General features: G+C 46.1%; 13 protein-coding genes. All 13 read left to right on the top strand.

What is annotated here, in order from left to right:
• Nucleotides 1-4: 4 nt before the first annotated feature.
• The 13 genes from ACZ5LF_RS07410 to recA all read left to right on the top strand — a co-directional run bounded on the left by ACZ5LF_RS07410 (nucleotide 5) and on the right by recA (nucleotide 14,697).
• Nucleotides 5-946: a bifunctional riboflavin kinase/FAD synthetase gene (locus ACZ5LF_RS07410; protein WP_344701421.1), complete on the top strand. Its 942-nt coding sequence runs from the start codon at nucleotides 5-7 to the stop codon at nucleotides 944-946.
• Between the two features lie 99 nt (nucleotides 947-1,045).
• Nucleotides 1,046-1,315 (top strand): 30S ribosomal protein S15, encoded by a 270-nt coding sequence (gene rpsO / locus ACZ5LF_RS07405; RefSeq protein WP_344701425.1) that lies wholly within the window; start codon nucleotides 1,046-1,048, stop codon nucleotides 1,313-1,315.
• Nucleotides 1,316-1,420: 105 nt separating this feature from the next.
• The gene (gene pnp / locus ACZ5LF_RS07400) at nucleotides 1,421-3,532 is read left to right on the top strand and encodes a polyribonucleotide nucleotidyltransferase (protein ID WP_344701427.1); all 2,112 of its coding nucleotides are present in this window, start codon (nucleotides 1,421-1,423) and stop codon (nucleotides 3,530-3,532) included.
• Nucleotides 3,533-3,537: 5 nt separating this feature from the next.
• Nucleotides 3,538-3,795: a hypothetical protein gene (locus ACZ5LF_RS07395; protein ID WP_344701429.1), complete on the top strand. Its 258-nt coding sequence runs from the start codon at nucleotides 3,538-3,540 to the stop codon at nucleotides 3,793-3,795.
• 18 nt (nucleotides 3,796-3,813) lie between these two features.
• Nucleotides 3,814-5,496 (top strand): ribonuclease J, encoded by a 1,683-nt coding sequence (locus ACZ5LF_RS07390; protein ID WP_380570899.1) that lies wholly within the window; start codon nucleotides 3,814-3,816, stop codon nucleotides 5,494-5,496.
• A gap of 56 nt (nucleotides 5,497-5,552) precedes the next feature.
• Nucleotides 5,553-7,979, top strand: coding sequence for a DNA translocase FtsK (locus ACZ5LF_RS07385; RefSeq protein ID WP_380570898.1), 2,427 nt, complete (start codon nucleotides 5,553-5,555; stop codon nucleotides 7,977-7,979).
• A gap of 10 nt (nucleotides 7,980-7,989) precedes the next feature.
• A complete protein-coding gene (gene yfmF / locus ACZ5LF_RS07380; RefSeq protein ID WP_380570897.1) occupies nucleotides 7,990-9,255 on the top strand; it encodes an EF-P 5-aminopentanol modification-associated protein YfmF in 1,266 nt (421 codons plus the stop codon).
• Entirely contained in the window at nucleotides 9,242-10,525 is a 1,284-nt protein-coding gene (gene yfmH / locus ACZ5LF_RS07375) for an EF-P 5-aminopentanol modification-associated protein YfmH (protein WP_380570896.1), read from the top strand. The genes yfmF and yfmH overlap by 14 nt, the downstream gene beginning before the upstream one ends.
• On the top strand, nucleotides 10,518-11,201 hold the full coding sequence (locus tag ACZ5LF_RS07370) for an SDR family NAD(P)-dependent oxidoreductase (protein WP_380572115.1): 684 nt from the start codon (nucleotides 10,518-10,520) through the stop codon (nucleotides 11,199-11,201). The genes yfmH and ACZ5LF_RS07370 overlap by 8 nt, the downstream gene beginning before the upstream one ends.
• Nucleotides 11,198-12,028, top strand: coding sequence for a DUF3388 domain-containing protein (locus ACZ5LF_RS07365; protein WP_380570895.1), 831 nt, complete (start codon nucleotides 11,198-11,200; stop codon nucleotides 12,026-12,028). The genes ACZ5LF_RS07370 and ACZ5LF_RS07365 overlap by 4 nt, the downstream gene beginning before the upstream one ends.
• Nucleotides 12,029-12,038: 10 nt before the next feature.
• Nucleotides 12,039-12,884, top strand: coding sequence for a helix-turn-helix domain-containing protein (locus tag ACZ5LF_RS07360; protein WP_380570894.1), 846 nt, complete (start codon nucleotides 12,039-12,041; stop codon nucleotides 12,882-12,884).
• A gap of 4 nt (nucleotides 12,885-12,888) precedes the next feature.
• Nucleotides 12,889-13,473, top strand: coding sequence for a CDP-diacylglycerol--glycerol-3-phosphate 3-phosphatidyltransferase (gene pgsA / locus ACZ5LF_RS07355; RefSeq protein WP_380570893.1), 585 nt, complete (start codon nucleotides 12,889-12,891; stop codon nucleotides 13,471-13,473).
• 171 nt (nucleotides 13,474-13,644) lie between these two features.
• The gene (gene recA / locus ACZ5LF_RS07350; RefSeq protein ID WP_380570892.1) at nucleotides 13,645-14,697 is read left to right on the top strand and encodes a recombinase RecA; all 1,053 of its coding nucleotides are present in this window, start codon (nucleotides 13,645-13,647) and stop codon (nucleotides 14,695-14,697) included.
• Nucleotides 14,698-14,780: the final 83 nt, after the last annotated feature.

Here is a 14,780-nt window from a genome sequence, read left to right as displayed (position 1 = left end):
TGTAATGGAAACTATAAGATTGCACCATCCACAGGAAAAAGAAAATATGAATTTGCCGGCATCTGCTGCAGCTATCGGCTTTTTTGATGGGCTTCATAGAGGCCATCAGGATGTACTCGGCACGATGATCGCCAAAGCAGAAGAAAATGGTCTTAAGAAGGCCGTCATAACGTTCGACCCCCACCCATCGGTAGTATTGAATCCGAAAAAAAGACGGACGACCTATCTGACCCCGCTTGATGTCAAATTGGAGATGCTTGAGGATATGGGCGTGGATTATTGCTTTGTCATCAATTTTTCGAGCGCACTTGCGGGATTGTCCCCAGACACTTTCGTATTCCAGTACATAATCGACATGAATATCAAGGAAGTCATTGCAGGTTTCGATTTCACTTATGGTAGGTATGGTGCAGGAAACATCAGCACCCTATCTGAGTACGGGGCGTTCCATACGACAGGTGTTGAAAAACTGGCTGTCGATGGCGAAAAGATATCGACCACAAAGATCAGAAAAGATCTGCTTACGCATGAACTTGAAAGTGCCAATCATGCTTTAGGCCGTCCCTATGAGGTCAGAGGTGTAATCGTGCAAGGAGAGAAGAGGGGACGGACCATCGGCTTCCCGACTGCGAACATTGAGCCGGAGTACCGCTATCACCTACCTGCTAAAGGTGTGTACGCCGTGACGTTCAGGCTCGATAATGAGGAAACTGTATACAAGGGCGTCTGCAATGTAGGTGTCAAACCGACTTTCCACGATAACCTCGAGCGGGTGAGTGTAGAGGTGCACCTTTTTGATTTCGACCGCAGCGTCTACGGGGAAAATGCCACTGTACACTGGCATCATTTCATAAGAGAGGAAAGGAAATTCTCCGGAATCGATGAGCTCACTGATCATATATCAAGAGATAAACAAAAAGCGATTAAGCTGCTTGAAAACCTATAGCATTTAACGTATAATGAGCCAAGTGCCCTAATCTTGGCAGAGAGCAACTCCGGCATCTGCTCGGATAGCGGTGAACAATAAAAAAAGGAGGCGTTTTTAATGGCTATATCACAAGAACGCAAAAATGAACTGATACAAGAATACCGTACACACGAATCCGACACAGGATCTCCAGAAGTACAGATTGCAGTATTGACTGCTGAAATCACAACACTGAACGAACACCTGCGCATCCACAAGAAGGACCACCACTCAAGAAGAGGTCTTCTTAAAATGGTCGGCCGCAGGAAACATTTGCTGAACTACCTGCGTAAAAAAGACATACAGAGATACCGTGAACTCATCAAAAGACTCGGTCTCCGTCGCTAATAACAGCTTGAGCATATCCTTTGGATATGCTTTTTTTTATGTATATTCTCCATTAAAAGTGATATGATTGGATTAAGTAGCCTTACTAAGGAGAGAAGACAAATTATGACAGAAACAACGAAGAAAGTGTATGAAACAGAGTGGGGGGGACGCAAGCTGACAGTCGAATACGGCGAGCTTGCCAAACAAGCCAATGGTGCAGTGCTCATACGGTACGGCGAGACGGTCGTGCTTACCACCGCCACTGCTTCCAAGGAACCGAAAGATCTTCCTTTTTTCCCGCTGACAGTCGCATATGAGGAAAAGCTGTATGCTGCGGGTAAAATTCCTGGCGGATTCAACAAGCGTGAAGGTCGTCCAAGTGAGGAAGCGACACTCACAAGCCGCCTGATCGACCGTCCGATCAGACCGCTCTTCCCAGAAGGGTATAGGCATGACCTGCAAGTCATGTCCATAGTCCTCTCGGTAGACCCGGATGCTTCTCCTCAAATGGCGGCGATGCTTGGGTCATCCCTTGCACTTGGAGTCAGTGATATCCCCTTCAAGGGTCCTATAGCCGGAGTGACGATCGGCCGGATCGACGGGGAATTTATCATCAATCCATCGGTGGAGGAGCTTGATCGTTCTGACATCGACCTTCAAGTTGCCGGCACTAAGCATGCTGTCAACATGGTCGAAGCAGGCGCACGTGAAGTGTCTGAAGAGACGATGCTGAAAGCAATTATGTTCGGCCATGAAAGCATCAAGAAATTGGTCGCTTTCCAAGAAGAGATATTAGCGGAACTGGACATAGAGAAAACACCCTTTGAAGTACCGGAGCCGGACTTTGACCTGCAAAGCGACATGGAGGAGAAAGCGAAAACGATGGGTCTCTATGAAGCAATTCAGGATCCAGACAAAAAAGAGCGTGATGCGGCGATAAAAGCTGCCAAAGAGCGCATCCTAGAAACGCTGGATGAATCTGCCGAAGATTATGAAATCATTTACAAAGAAGCGGCTTCTATAGTAGAAACGCTCCTGAAGGATGAAGTGAGACGTCTCATCACAGAAGAGAAAATACGACCTGACGGCCGGCAACCATCTGAAATCCGTTCACTGGATTCACAGGCTGGCTTGCTGCCTCGTGCACACGGCTCAGGCTTATTCACCCGCGGCCAGACTCAAGCTTTATCCATATGTACGCTTGGCGCCCTTCGAGAACATCAGATTATAGATGGGCTCGGGGTCGACGAAAACAAACGTTTTATGCACCATTATAACTTCCCGAACTTCTCAGTAGGCGAAACTGGACCGATCAGAGGACCAGGTCGCCGCGAAATCGGTCATGGTGCACTTGGTGAACGTGCCCTTTATCAAGTGATACCGGATGAATCCGATTTTCCATACACAATCAGACTAGTGTCTGAAGTGCTGGAGTCCAACGGTTCAAGCTCACAGGCGTCAATCTGTGGCTCGACGCTTGCTCTGATGGATGCGGGTGTGCCTATAAAGGCGCCTGTGGCCGGCATTGCGATGGGGCTCGTCAAAAAGGACGATAACTACACAATCCTATCGGATATCCAGGGCATGGAAGATGCCCTTGGGGATATGGACTTCAAGGTTGCAGGTACAGAAAATGGCATTACAGCCATCCAAATGGACATTAAAATTGATGGACTGGATGAAGATATCCTGAGTGAGGCATTGGAGCAGGCAAGAGCAGGCCGTGCCGAAATTCTGGACAACATGCTTGCAACGTTAAGCGAACCACGTCAGGAGTTGAGCAAGTATGCTCCAAAAGTTGAAGTCATGCATATCAAGCCGGATAAGATCCGTGATGTGATCGGGCCAGGTGGTAAAAAAATCAATGAAATAATTGATGAAACCGGCGTCAAACTCGATATTGAGCAGGACGGAACGGTGCTGATCGGACATAGCGACCCTGAGATGATAGAGCGGACTAAAGAAATCATCAGAGAACTGACACGCGTTGCAGAAGTCGGTGAAGTCTACATGGGCGAAGTGAAACGCATTGAAAAGTTTGGGGCTTTTGTCGAACTGTTCAAAGGCAAAGATGCGCTTGTCCATATTTCACAGCTTGATACCAAACGCGTCGGCAAAGTGGAGGATGTCGTTAAGATGGGCGACAAATTCCTTGTGAAAGTAACGGAAATCGATAAACAGGGCCGCGTCAACGCGTCCCGCAAGGCACTGCTCGAAGATAACAAAGGAGAGTAACCGAATTGATTTTTAATAAAGTAGATATAAATGATTTGGAACATGAAGCCACCGGTCAACTGAGGATTAAAGATGACGATGGGGTGAAGATCATATTTACAGATCTGGCACTTGGCAACAAGCTTAGGGAGTTCCATACCAAAGATAAGCCGATCGACCATCTCATTCTGAAAAACAGCGATGAAACGCGCTATGACACAAAGAACGTAAAAGTATCCCATATCACAATCGATGGGAAGTTCTACCATGCCACATTCAAGTAGGCTATAGGAGGAAATATTTTGAACGGAGCTAAACAAGAAGCGAATACGGAAGCTAAAGTGAAAATCATACCACTCGGCGGTGTCGGTGAGATCGCCAAAAACATGTACGTCGTTGAAGTTGATGACGAGATGTTCATACTCGATGCAGGGTTGATGTTTCCGGAAGATGAAATGCTCGGTGTAGACATTGTCATACCGGACATCACCTATGTACAAGAGAACAAACATAAGCTGAAAGGAATCTTCCTATCCCATGGGCATGAAGATTCCATCGGCGCAATACCGTATATTGTCGGGTCTTTAAACGCCCCAATTTATGGTTCCAAGTTAACCTTGGCGCTTGTAAAAGATCGCCTGAGGGCTAAAGGCGTCAATAAGAAAATCAAGTTCCACACGATAAACAGCCAATCACGCATGAAATTCAAAAATGCTGAAATGGTGTTTTTCGAAACAAGCCACAGCATCCCGGATTCATATGGCGTCAGTATAGAGACTAAGTACGGTTCAATCGTCTATACTGGAGAATTCAAATTCGATCAGAGTTTGACGGGGGATTACAGCTACAATATGGGTAAGATGTACGATATTGCGAAAAAAGATGTGCTTGCTCTGATCAGTGATTCCACGGAAGCGGAAAAACGCGGCTATAACACACCGGAAAATGTGATTGAAGAACACATACTGGATGGATTTGCACGGGCCAGGGGCAGAATCATCGTCTCCTGCTATGCTTCAAACTTTGTCCGCATACAGCAAGTGCTGACGAATGCCGCAAAGAATCGACGCAAAGTCTCTTTCCTTGGCCGCACGTTGGAAAATTCCTTCAAAGTGGCCCGGAATCTTGGTTACTTCGATATCCCTGAAGGTCTTCTCGTGCCAAGCCATGAGATAGAAGACTATCCGGATAACGAAGTGGTCATCATTGCAACAGGTTCTCAAGGTGAACCGATTGAGGCATTGGGTATGATGTCCCGTGGCCAGCATGAAGTGACCAACATAAAAGAAGGGGATATCGTCTATATACTGACGACACCATCTTCCAATATGGAGGTGGTGCTGTACAGTACGATGAACGAACTGGTGAAGGCTGGTGCTGAAATAGCCACCCCTGAACAGAACATCCACGCTTCTGGCCATGGCCTGAGCGAAGAGCTGAAGATGATGCTTAATGTCATGAAACCGAAGCATTTCATACCGGTTCAAGGTGAGTTCAAAATGCAGATTGCCCATGCAAAACTCGCCGCTGAAACTGGTGTCGCACCAGAGAATATATTCCTTCTCGAAAAAGGTGATGTTGTCAGCTACGATGGAAAACAGATGATCAGTGCGAATAAGGTGACTGCCGGTAATGTGTTGATTGACGGCAGTGGCGTCGGCGATGTGGGTAATATTGTACTTCGTGATCGACGACTTTTAAGTGAAGATGGCATCTTTATAGCCGTAGTGACGATAGATCCCAAAAAACGTCAGATCATGGCCGGTCCGGAGATCCAATCCAGAGGCTTCGTCTACGTGAAGGAGAGTGAAGACCTTCTTAAGGAAGCGGAAGAACGCGTCCATAAGATTGTCTTGGATGCCCTTGATGAGAAGAAGATTGAGTGGAGTACATTAAAGCAGAGCATACGAGATGATCTCGGTAAGCATCTGTATGATAGTACAAAACGCCGTCCGATGATCATCCCGATAATATCTGAAATATAAACCATCAATGAGACTGCCAGTTTTGGCAGTCTCATTATAAATAGGGGGAAATGTCCATGGCCAGAAAGCCAAACAGAACCAAAAAGGCGGGTAGGGCCGTAAGAAAGAAAAAAGACAATAGAAGCTATTACTCCATTTCGGCATTTATCCTCATCGTACTTCTGTTCATCACACTGTTCCAACTCGGGGCTGTAGGCACATATCTGGATGCTTTATTTGCTTATCTTTTCGGAACGAGCCGGTATTTTACATACCTGATGCTGTTTCTCATGAGCATCTACTTGGCGGCAGAACAGAAATTGCCGCTTACACGCCGTATGGGAGGATACTTGCTGCTCCAGTTCGGTCTGTTATTTTTATTCCATTCGGCACTGTATATTACAGACAGGGCGAGCATTGAGAACTTCTATACTTTCAATGATACTCTGGAAACCATTCAGGCTGAGGGCATCATGCATTTCTTCGGAGGTGGGATTATAGGGCAGATATTGTTTGCCTTCTCTTCGACGGGTGTCTCCCTGGTGGGCACTTTGTTGCTCGGCCTAATCTTTTTGTATTTCAGCTACTTGATGATCACTTCAAAAGATATCGAGCAATCCCTATCCAATGATCTGGTCAAAACATCGAAAATGTTGAAAGTCACTGCCAAAAGAACTGCAGTGGGTATCGCACGCCTATTTTCGTTCACTGTAGACCTGATTCAGAAAGGGTACAGCAAGCTGACCGACAAACGTGTCGAGAGCACTGCTCGACAGATCAATAAAAATGAGGGGGTAAAAGGTAAGGAAAAACCGCAGACAGAAACAAAACAAAGACCAAGACAGCTGGAAGACTTCAGCGCCGATGAATCAATCATTGAGACCATGCATGAATACGAACATCAAGAAACCCAATCAGATGCTACAGATTCCGACAACAGCCACAATCAGCCAAAACCTTATGATGAAACAAAAGAGAAAGCTGGAACCTCACAGGAGGATTGGAGCAGCAAAGAACAGGATGTTTCAGAAGAAAGTGATGCTGGAGCGGAGGGTGATGGTGATTCTGATATTTCAACCTTCGACGACGATGAATTGGATCAATTGAAGCAGTATGAACTCCCTTCAATAACGATGTTGAAGGATGCGGAAGTATCCGAGACCGTAAGCAACAAAGAAGTCCTGAAACAAGGCAGGGTTTTGGAAGATACGCTGAAAAACTTCGGAGTCAATGCTAAAGTTTCAAAAATCCGTATCGGCCCAGCTGTGACCCAATTTGAAATACAGCCGGACATCGGCGTGAAAGTCAGCAAGATCATCAATCTGCAGAATGATATCGCACTCAGCCTTGCTGCTAAGGATATAAGGATTGAAGCCCCGATACCGGGTAAATCGGCAGTCGGTATAGAAGTGCCTAATTCTGTAGTCAGTATGGTGACGCTGCGTGAAGTGCTCAAACGTAAGACTTCTGATAATCCGTTGGAAGTGGCACTCGGGAAAGACATCTCAGGGAGTCCGGTCATGGCTGAACTCAATAAGATGCCCCACTTGCTGGTCGCAGGTGCGACGGGCAGTGGTAAATCAGTCTGCATAAACGGCATCATCCTGAGCATCCTGATGAACGCCAAACCGCATGAAGTGAAATTGATGATGATCGATCCGAAGATGGTGGAGTTGAATGTCTATAACGGCATACCGCATCTATTGAGTCCGGTCGTAACGAATCCTCAAAAGGCGAGTGACGCCCTGAATCGGATCGTCAGCGAAATGGAACGGAGATATGATTTATTCTCCCATTCCAACACACGCAATATCGAGGCATATAACCAATATCTGGAGCGTGAAAGCGACACGCCGGAGAAGGTCCAGAAACTGCCTTATATCGTGGTCATCATTGATGAGCTGGCAGACCTCATGATGGTTGCCTCCAAAGAGGTTGAAGCCGCCATCACACGCATCGCCCAAATGGCACGTGCAGCCGGCATCCACCTCATCATCGCAACCCAAAGGCCTTCAGTCGACGTCATTACCGGTATCATCAAAGCGAACATACCTTCAAGGATTGCCTTTAGTGTAAGTTCACAGACCGATTCAAGAACCATCCTCGATTCACAAGGTGCTGAGAAACTATTGGGCCGCGGCGATATGCTGTATCTGCCTTCAGGGAAATCAAAACCGACGCGTGTCCAGGGTGCTTTCCTCTCAGATGGGGAAGTAGGGGACATCGTACACTTCATAACAAGCCAGATGAAGGCCAATTATGAGAAATCGATCATGAACCAACCAGTACAGAAGGAACAAAAGGAATCTGAAGATGAACTCTATCCAGATGCCAAATGGTTTGTAATCGAGCAGCAGCGTGCCAGCGCATCACTGCTCCAGCGACAGTTCAGAGTTGGTTACAACAGGGCTGCAAGGCTGATTGATGACCTTGAGGGAAATGGTGTCATCGGTCCGAGCAGTGGCAGCAAACCGCGCAATGTACTTATACAGAATGAAGAATAGGGAGTTTTCCATGTATACAGTGAATAAGAATCTATTGAATAATGTGCCATCAGTAATCGTAGAAACCGACAAATTCAAGACCATCACCATCCAACTGGTCTTCAGAAGCATATCAGAGCGTGAGCGGGTGACGAAGCGGAATCTTCTTTCCCGCATGATGATAAAGCGGACCGATACTTTCTTAAAGGAAGCAGATCTCTTGAACCACCTCGCCTATCTTTATGGCGCCCACCTCACCTCCACCACAGGACGGAAAGGGAGGGACCATACAGTAACCATCGGCATGGAGTTAGTGAACGACAAATTCATCTATGAAGATATGGATATCGTCGGTGAGATGTGCAAACTCCTAAACGAAGTATTGCAGTCTCCATTCAATTACGATGCATCTGACGAGGATTTCTTCAATAAGGAGAAACGCCTGTACCGAAACCGTCTGAAAAGCATGAAGGACAATCGTGCCCAGGCAAGCTTCCAGGCCATGGTCAATCTAATGTTTGAAGAGGAGGACTACAAGTACTTTTCGTTTGGTGTCCTTGAAGATGTTGAATCCCTTACACTCGAAGACATCAAAGAAGAACATTCCCGCATGATGGCTGAAGATGAACTGAAGATTCTTGCAGTCGGTGCGGTAGATGAAGACATAGAAGATAAGCTTAGCAAGATTCATCAACGCGAAGCGCTTGTGGAACTCAAGCATCAACCTTATCCGGACAAGGCAATTGAACAGGTAAAGAGAGAAACAGACGCCCAAAAGATTGAACAGGCTAAACTGAACATGGGCTTCCGCGTTTCAGACTTGGATCTTCAAGAAAGGATGGCATTCAATGTCATGAACCAGATGTTCGGCGGTTCTGCCTCCTCACTGCTTTTCCAGAATATACGGGAGAAAATGAGCCTTGCCTATCAGATAAGCTCCCAAATCGACATCCGTAACGGGTATATGTTCGTCATGGGTGGCGTAGATCCTAAAAACACCGAAAAAGCCGAGACTGCGATTTTGCGAGAGCTTGAGACTCTGCAGCGGGGTGAATTCGAGGATGATTTCGTAGAAGAAGTGAAACGTATGATGCGGGTCAACAGAAAAGAAGTGATGGATAAACCGAAAGGACTGTTGGCATTGGAGTACAATCGCATGCTTCAGGATGAACATTCCTCTTCATGGGAGGAACGTCTGGCGGCGGTTGATAGTGCCATGATAGCCGATGTCAGCAAAAGGGTTGTGCTGGACACGGTCTATGTACTTACAAGGAGTGAAGAAGATGAACAAAATTGATTATCCGAAAATAGATGAACAAGTCTACAAGCACGAGTGTGACAATGGCCTGACTGTATTTGTCATCCCTAAACCAGGCTACAGTAAAAAGTTCGCAACATATACGACGAAATATGGTTCGATGGATGATCATTTCATCGTGGGCGGGGAAGAATATAGAGTGCCGGATGGCATTGCCCATTTCCTTGAGCATAAAATGTTCGAGAAGGAAGACGGCGATGTCTTCAATCTTTTCTCCAAATATGGTGCCAATGCCAATGCCTTCACTTCCTACGACCGCACTTCCTATCTCTTCAGTGCCACAGAATCATTCGATCAGAATCTGAAGCTGCTCATGGACATGGTCGAGCAGCCCTACTTCACCGAAGAGACAGTCGAGAAGGAAGTCGGCATCATCAATGAAGAGATCAAGATGTACCAGGACAATCCGGGCTACAGGCTCTACTTTGAAACCCTCAATCAGATGTATCACAACTTGCCTGTCAAAGTGGATATAGCAGGTACTGAGGCGTCAATCAGTAAGATTACCGCAGACCATCTCTTTTTATGCCACAAGACATTCTACCATCCGTCCAATATGGTGATGATACTCGTCGGTGATTTTGACGTAGATGGATTAATCGATTATATTGATGCGCATCAGAATCGTCGGAAGATTGAACCACTCCCTAAACTTGAGAGGGTGCTCCCTTTGGAACCTAAGGAGATTGTTAAGCATAAAAACATCTTGACGATGGATGTTGAAGAAACCAAATCGATGATTGGCTTCAAGTACTATCAGGAAAATGACGACACTGAAAATCGCCTTAAGCGCGATCTATCGATGATGTTCGCATTGGACATGGTCTTTGGGGAACAGTCAGATTTCTATTATGAGCTTATGGATAAAGGACTCATAGACGATTCGTTCAATTTCAGCCACATTGAAGAAAGTGATTTTTCCCATGCCTTTTTTGCTACGAATACTGAAGAGCCAGATGCATTTGCCGCAGAAATCCGCAATATCATCGAATCGGTCAAAACGGGTGGCTTCTTTACAGAAGAGAAACTCATGAACCAGAAAAGGGAAGTGATAGGGGATTACCTGGCCAGCTTGAATTCTCCAGAGTATATCGCAAACCAATATACAAAATATTACCTGGATGGCTATGACCTCTACAAATTGCTTGAAGTAATCGAAGAAATCACCATCCAGGAAGTGGAGACCCACTTTATCGATGTCATGGATCCCGAATACATGGTAGAGTGTATATTGAAACGTGATGTCTAGATATGTCATAGTAGGCAGCACTGGAGATATCGGAAAGAAGCTGCATGAGCAGTTGTCGACTGAAGAGACCATCACTTTTTCCAGGGAGAAAGAGCCGGAATACGACAGCACGCACCATTTTCTGGATCTCAGCTATGCGCAGGATAAGGCCGTCATTGAAAGCTTCTTTGATGGGGTGGATGGCATCGATGGATTGATATGGTGTCCGGGCTATAGCTTATTCAGCCTGGTACAGGACACCGCTCTCGATGAAGTCGACAACCAGTACAACATATCCATTCGTAATCTTGTCGCCTTCATACAAGTGCTGTTGCCGAAACTCAGAAGACGAAAAGGCAGGATCATCGTCATCACTTCCATATGGGGGCGTCATGGCGCGAGTTATGAAAGCATATATGCTTCCATGAAAGGGGCTCAGGAAGCACTCATCAAATCTTTGGCGAAAGAATTGGCTCCAACGGGCGTAACGGTTAATGGAGTGGCACCTGGGATAGTCGAAGGTGCGATGACGGCACTACTTTCAGAGGCCGACCAGCAACATCTGCTGGATGAGCTGCCGCAGGCCTGTTACGTAAAACCTGCAGAAGTGATGCATGCTGTACAGTATCTGCTGGATGAGAATGCCCAATCTGTAACCGGTGAAATAATGAATGTTAACGGGGGATGGTATACATGAGTACTACAGACAGCAATAAGACGAGATATCCAGAACGTAATATCGAACAGTATATGGAGTATGAAATCATCAATAATCGGCCAGGGCTGCTTGGTGACATCTCATCCCTTCTAGGCAACCTCGGAATCAGCATCGACACCATAAATGGGGTAGAGAATGAAAGACGGGGGTTGCTGATCCGCACGGATGAGCTGAACAAATTGAAGCGTTTTGAACTGATGAGTGCGTATATCGACGACATCAATATTCTTAAAATAAGGAAGCCTCAAGTAAGGGACCGTCTGGCAGTACGGCATGGCCGTTTCATCAAAAGGGCCGAGGATGACAAGAAGATTTTCCGCTTCACACGGGAAGAGATCGGGATACTTGTCGATTTTCTGGCCGAACTGTTCAAGGAGGAAGGTCATAAAATGATCGGTGTCCGAGGCATGCCCCGTGTCGGCAAAACGGAATCCATCGTTGCAGCCAGTGTGACCGCGAAGAAAAAATGGCTTTTCTTATCTTCAACCCTGATCAAGCAGACAGAGCGCACAACTCTCATCAAAGGGGAGTACGACCGCAATAATGTCTTTATAATCGATGGCGCAGTTACGAACAAGTCCACCAATGAAGAGCATAAAAGCCTCATCAGGGAAGTGATGCGTTTTCCGGCTGTAAAGGTCATAGAGCATCCTGATCTGTTTGTGGACGGCATGAATTATACTCTTGCCGACTATGACTACATCATAGAGCTTAGGGAAGATGAAGATCAGGAGATAACCTATGAAAAACATCAGAAAAAACACTGGTTCCAAGATGAAGATATGAGCTTCTTCGGCGGGATGTAGGGAGGTTGCCATGAAACTTGGTACTTATTTAAAGGATAAAAGAGAAAAGTCAGGCATTACCCTTAAGGAGATGCAGGAGAAGTCGGGACTCAGGAAGGACATCATCCATATTATAGAAGCAGGAGATCTAAATGTCCTGCCAGAGCCTAGGCACGCACAGTTTCTCATTCAACAATATGCAGATGCAGTTGGCCTGGACCATGATAAGCTAAAGGAGCGCTTCGCCAGCGACTTACCGGATGATGGTGATCTGAGTGAGAAAAGAAGAGGCCATCCTGATGATGAGGAATATAAATATTTCAAGAGGACAATCATCGGGTTCCTTGGAATCATCCTAGGCTTGTTCATAATTTGGATGATCCTGCTGCAGGTTGGTTCCGAGGCGGATGTGTTTGAAGAGAAGCCAATATATGATTTCGATGAAAAGACTGCTGCATCCAAAGAGCCTGAGGAAAATTCCGAAGAAGAGAAGGATACAGCCGATGAATCAAGTACGGAGGAAGCTACGGAAGAAGAGGGGGAATCAGATGATTCACAATCAACATCAGATTATACCTTCAACAGTTCAGACGGTGCCACCTTCTATTATGATATCAAAGTGTCTCCCCCCCTTGTGATCGGTCTATCTGGAGAGACGCCCTCCTGGGTGACGCTGACGGATGACACAGGCAATAATTATGCCTATGAGACATTATCCGAGGGAGAATTCGAAATCTCTGAAGAAGCTAATGTACTGTATCTCACTTTAGGCGATGCAAAGAATTTCAATGTGGAAATTGATGGAGAACGTCTGCAGAACCCTAAGCAGGGAGATGCGGTCACCGTATATTACGAATTCAATCTGAAAAAGGAGTAGTCTAATGAATATACCCAATCAGCTCACTGTCTTCAGGGTCATACTGATTCCAATATTCCTCATTTTCATACTGATAGATTTCGGCTGGGGCAGCATTCAGGTCTTGGGCGGCGAGGAAGTGTCACTCAGCAGGTTCATTGCAGCGATAATATTCGTTACAGCCGCACTGACGGATTTTCTTGATGGTTATCTTGCGAGGAAATGGCACCTGATCACCAATATGGGGAAATTCCTTGATCCGTTAGCGGATAAATTGCTTGTTACTGCCGGATTGATTGTCCTGGTAGAGCTGCAAGTGATATCTTCCTGGATCGCAGTCGTAATAATAGCAAGAGAGTTCGCTGTAACCGGCCTAAGACTGCTTCAGATAGAGCAGGGTTATGTAAGTGCAGCAGGGCAGCTCGGCAAGATAAAGACCGTATTCCAGATGATTGCCCTTGTAATGTTGCTTTTTGGTGATATGTTTACGCAATATACACCATTCTCCCTTGGCATGACTGCAATGTACATCGCCGTCTTCTTCACCATCCTGTCTGGGATCGAGTATTTCTACAAAGGCCGCGCGGTCTTCAGTGGCGATGAAAAATGATGGCTGTAGGCCTTATGGGCCGTTATCAGCAATCTGAGCAGATGAATCTACAATATTCTATATACCGGACATATTTGTACAGAATCTGACGACCCACATACGAATATATGTTCGCATGAATTTGTGGATTATGTTATAATATATTATGAAATGAATTAATGGAGGGTAATTATGGACGAGAGACAAAAAGCGATAGATACAGTTATAAAAAATATGGAAAAGTCATTCGGTAAAGGCGCGGTCATGAAACTTGGGGACGACGCGGGACGTAAAGTATCAACGGTTTCCTCAGGCTCCATCACTTTGGATAAAGCACTTGGTGTAGGGGGCTACCCGAAAGGGAGGATCATAGAAATCTATGGCCCGGAATCTTCCGGTAAAACCACCGTGGCACTCCATGCCATTGCAGAAGCTCAAAAAAATGGCGGCATTGCAGCATTTATAGATGCTGAACACGCCTTGGATCCTGACTACGCCCAAAATCTCGGAGTCGATATAGAAAACTTGTATCTATCCCAACCGGACACTGGGGAACAGGCCCTTGAAATAACGGAGGCATTCGTCAGAAGTGGCGCTGTTGACATCGTAGTCGTCGACTCAGTCGCAGCGTTGACGCCTAAAGCTGAAATTGAAGGCGAAATGGGTGACGCGCACGTGGGACTGCAGGCGCGCCTGATGTCCCAGGCATTGAGGAAACTCTCCGGTGCCATTTCGAAAAGTAATACCACAGCGATGTTCATCAACCAGATCCGTGAAAAAGTCGGGGTCATGTTCGGTAATCCTGAGACGACATCAGGCGGCCGGGCCCTTAAATTCTACAGCTCTGTCCGTCTGGAAGTAAGGCGTGCCGAACAGCTTAAACTTGGCCAGGAGATTGTAGGTAACCGTACTAAGATCAAAGTTGTGAAAAACAAGGTCGCGCCTCCATTCCGTGTTGCAGAAGTGGATATAATGTATGGTAAAGGCATTTCAAAAACAGGTGAGATGATCGATCTTGGTGTCGAGTATGACATTGTAGAGAAAAGCGGTGCCTGGTATTCCTATGAAGGGGAACGCCTTGGTCAAGGTAAAGAAAATGCCAAGGAACACCTTACGAACAATCCTGCCACCCTTGAAGAGATTGAAAGGAAGTTGCGTTCTGCACTTGGCTTCGGAGGCGAAGCTAAAGAAGAGGAAATTGAGGAACCAGCAGAAGAAACCCTTTTTGAAGATGATGAATCATAAAAAAATAAGTCTTCACAGAGCGCAAGTATCGGGATGCTAAATTGATATTCCTGGTGCTTGCGTTTTCGCATGATTATCTTTAG

The organism is Salinicoccus siamensis (assembly GCF_055391965.1).
Note: the sequence above shows the minus strand (reverse complement) of the source record. Positions and strands in the feature narration are given on the sequence as shown.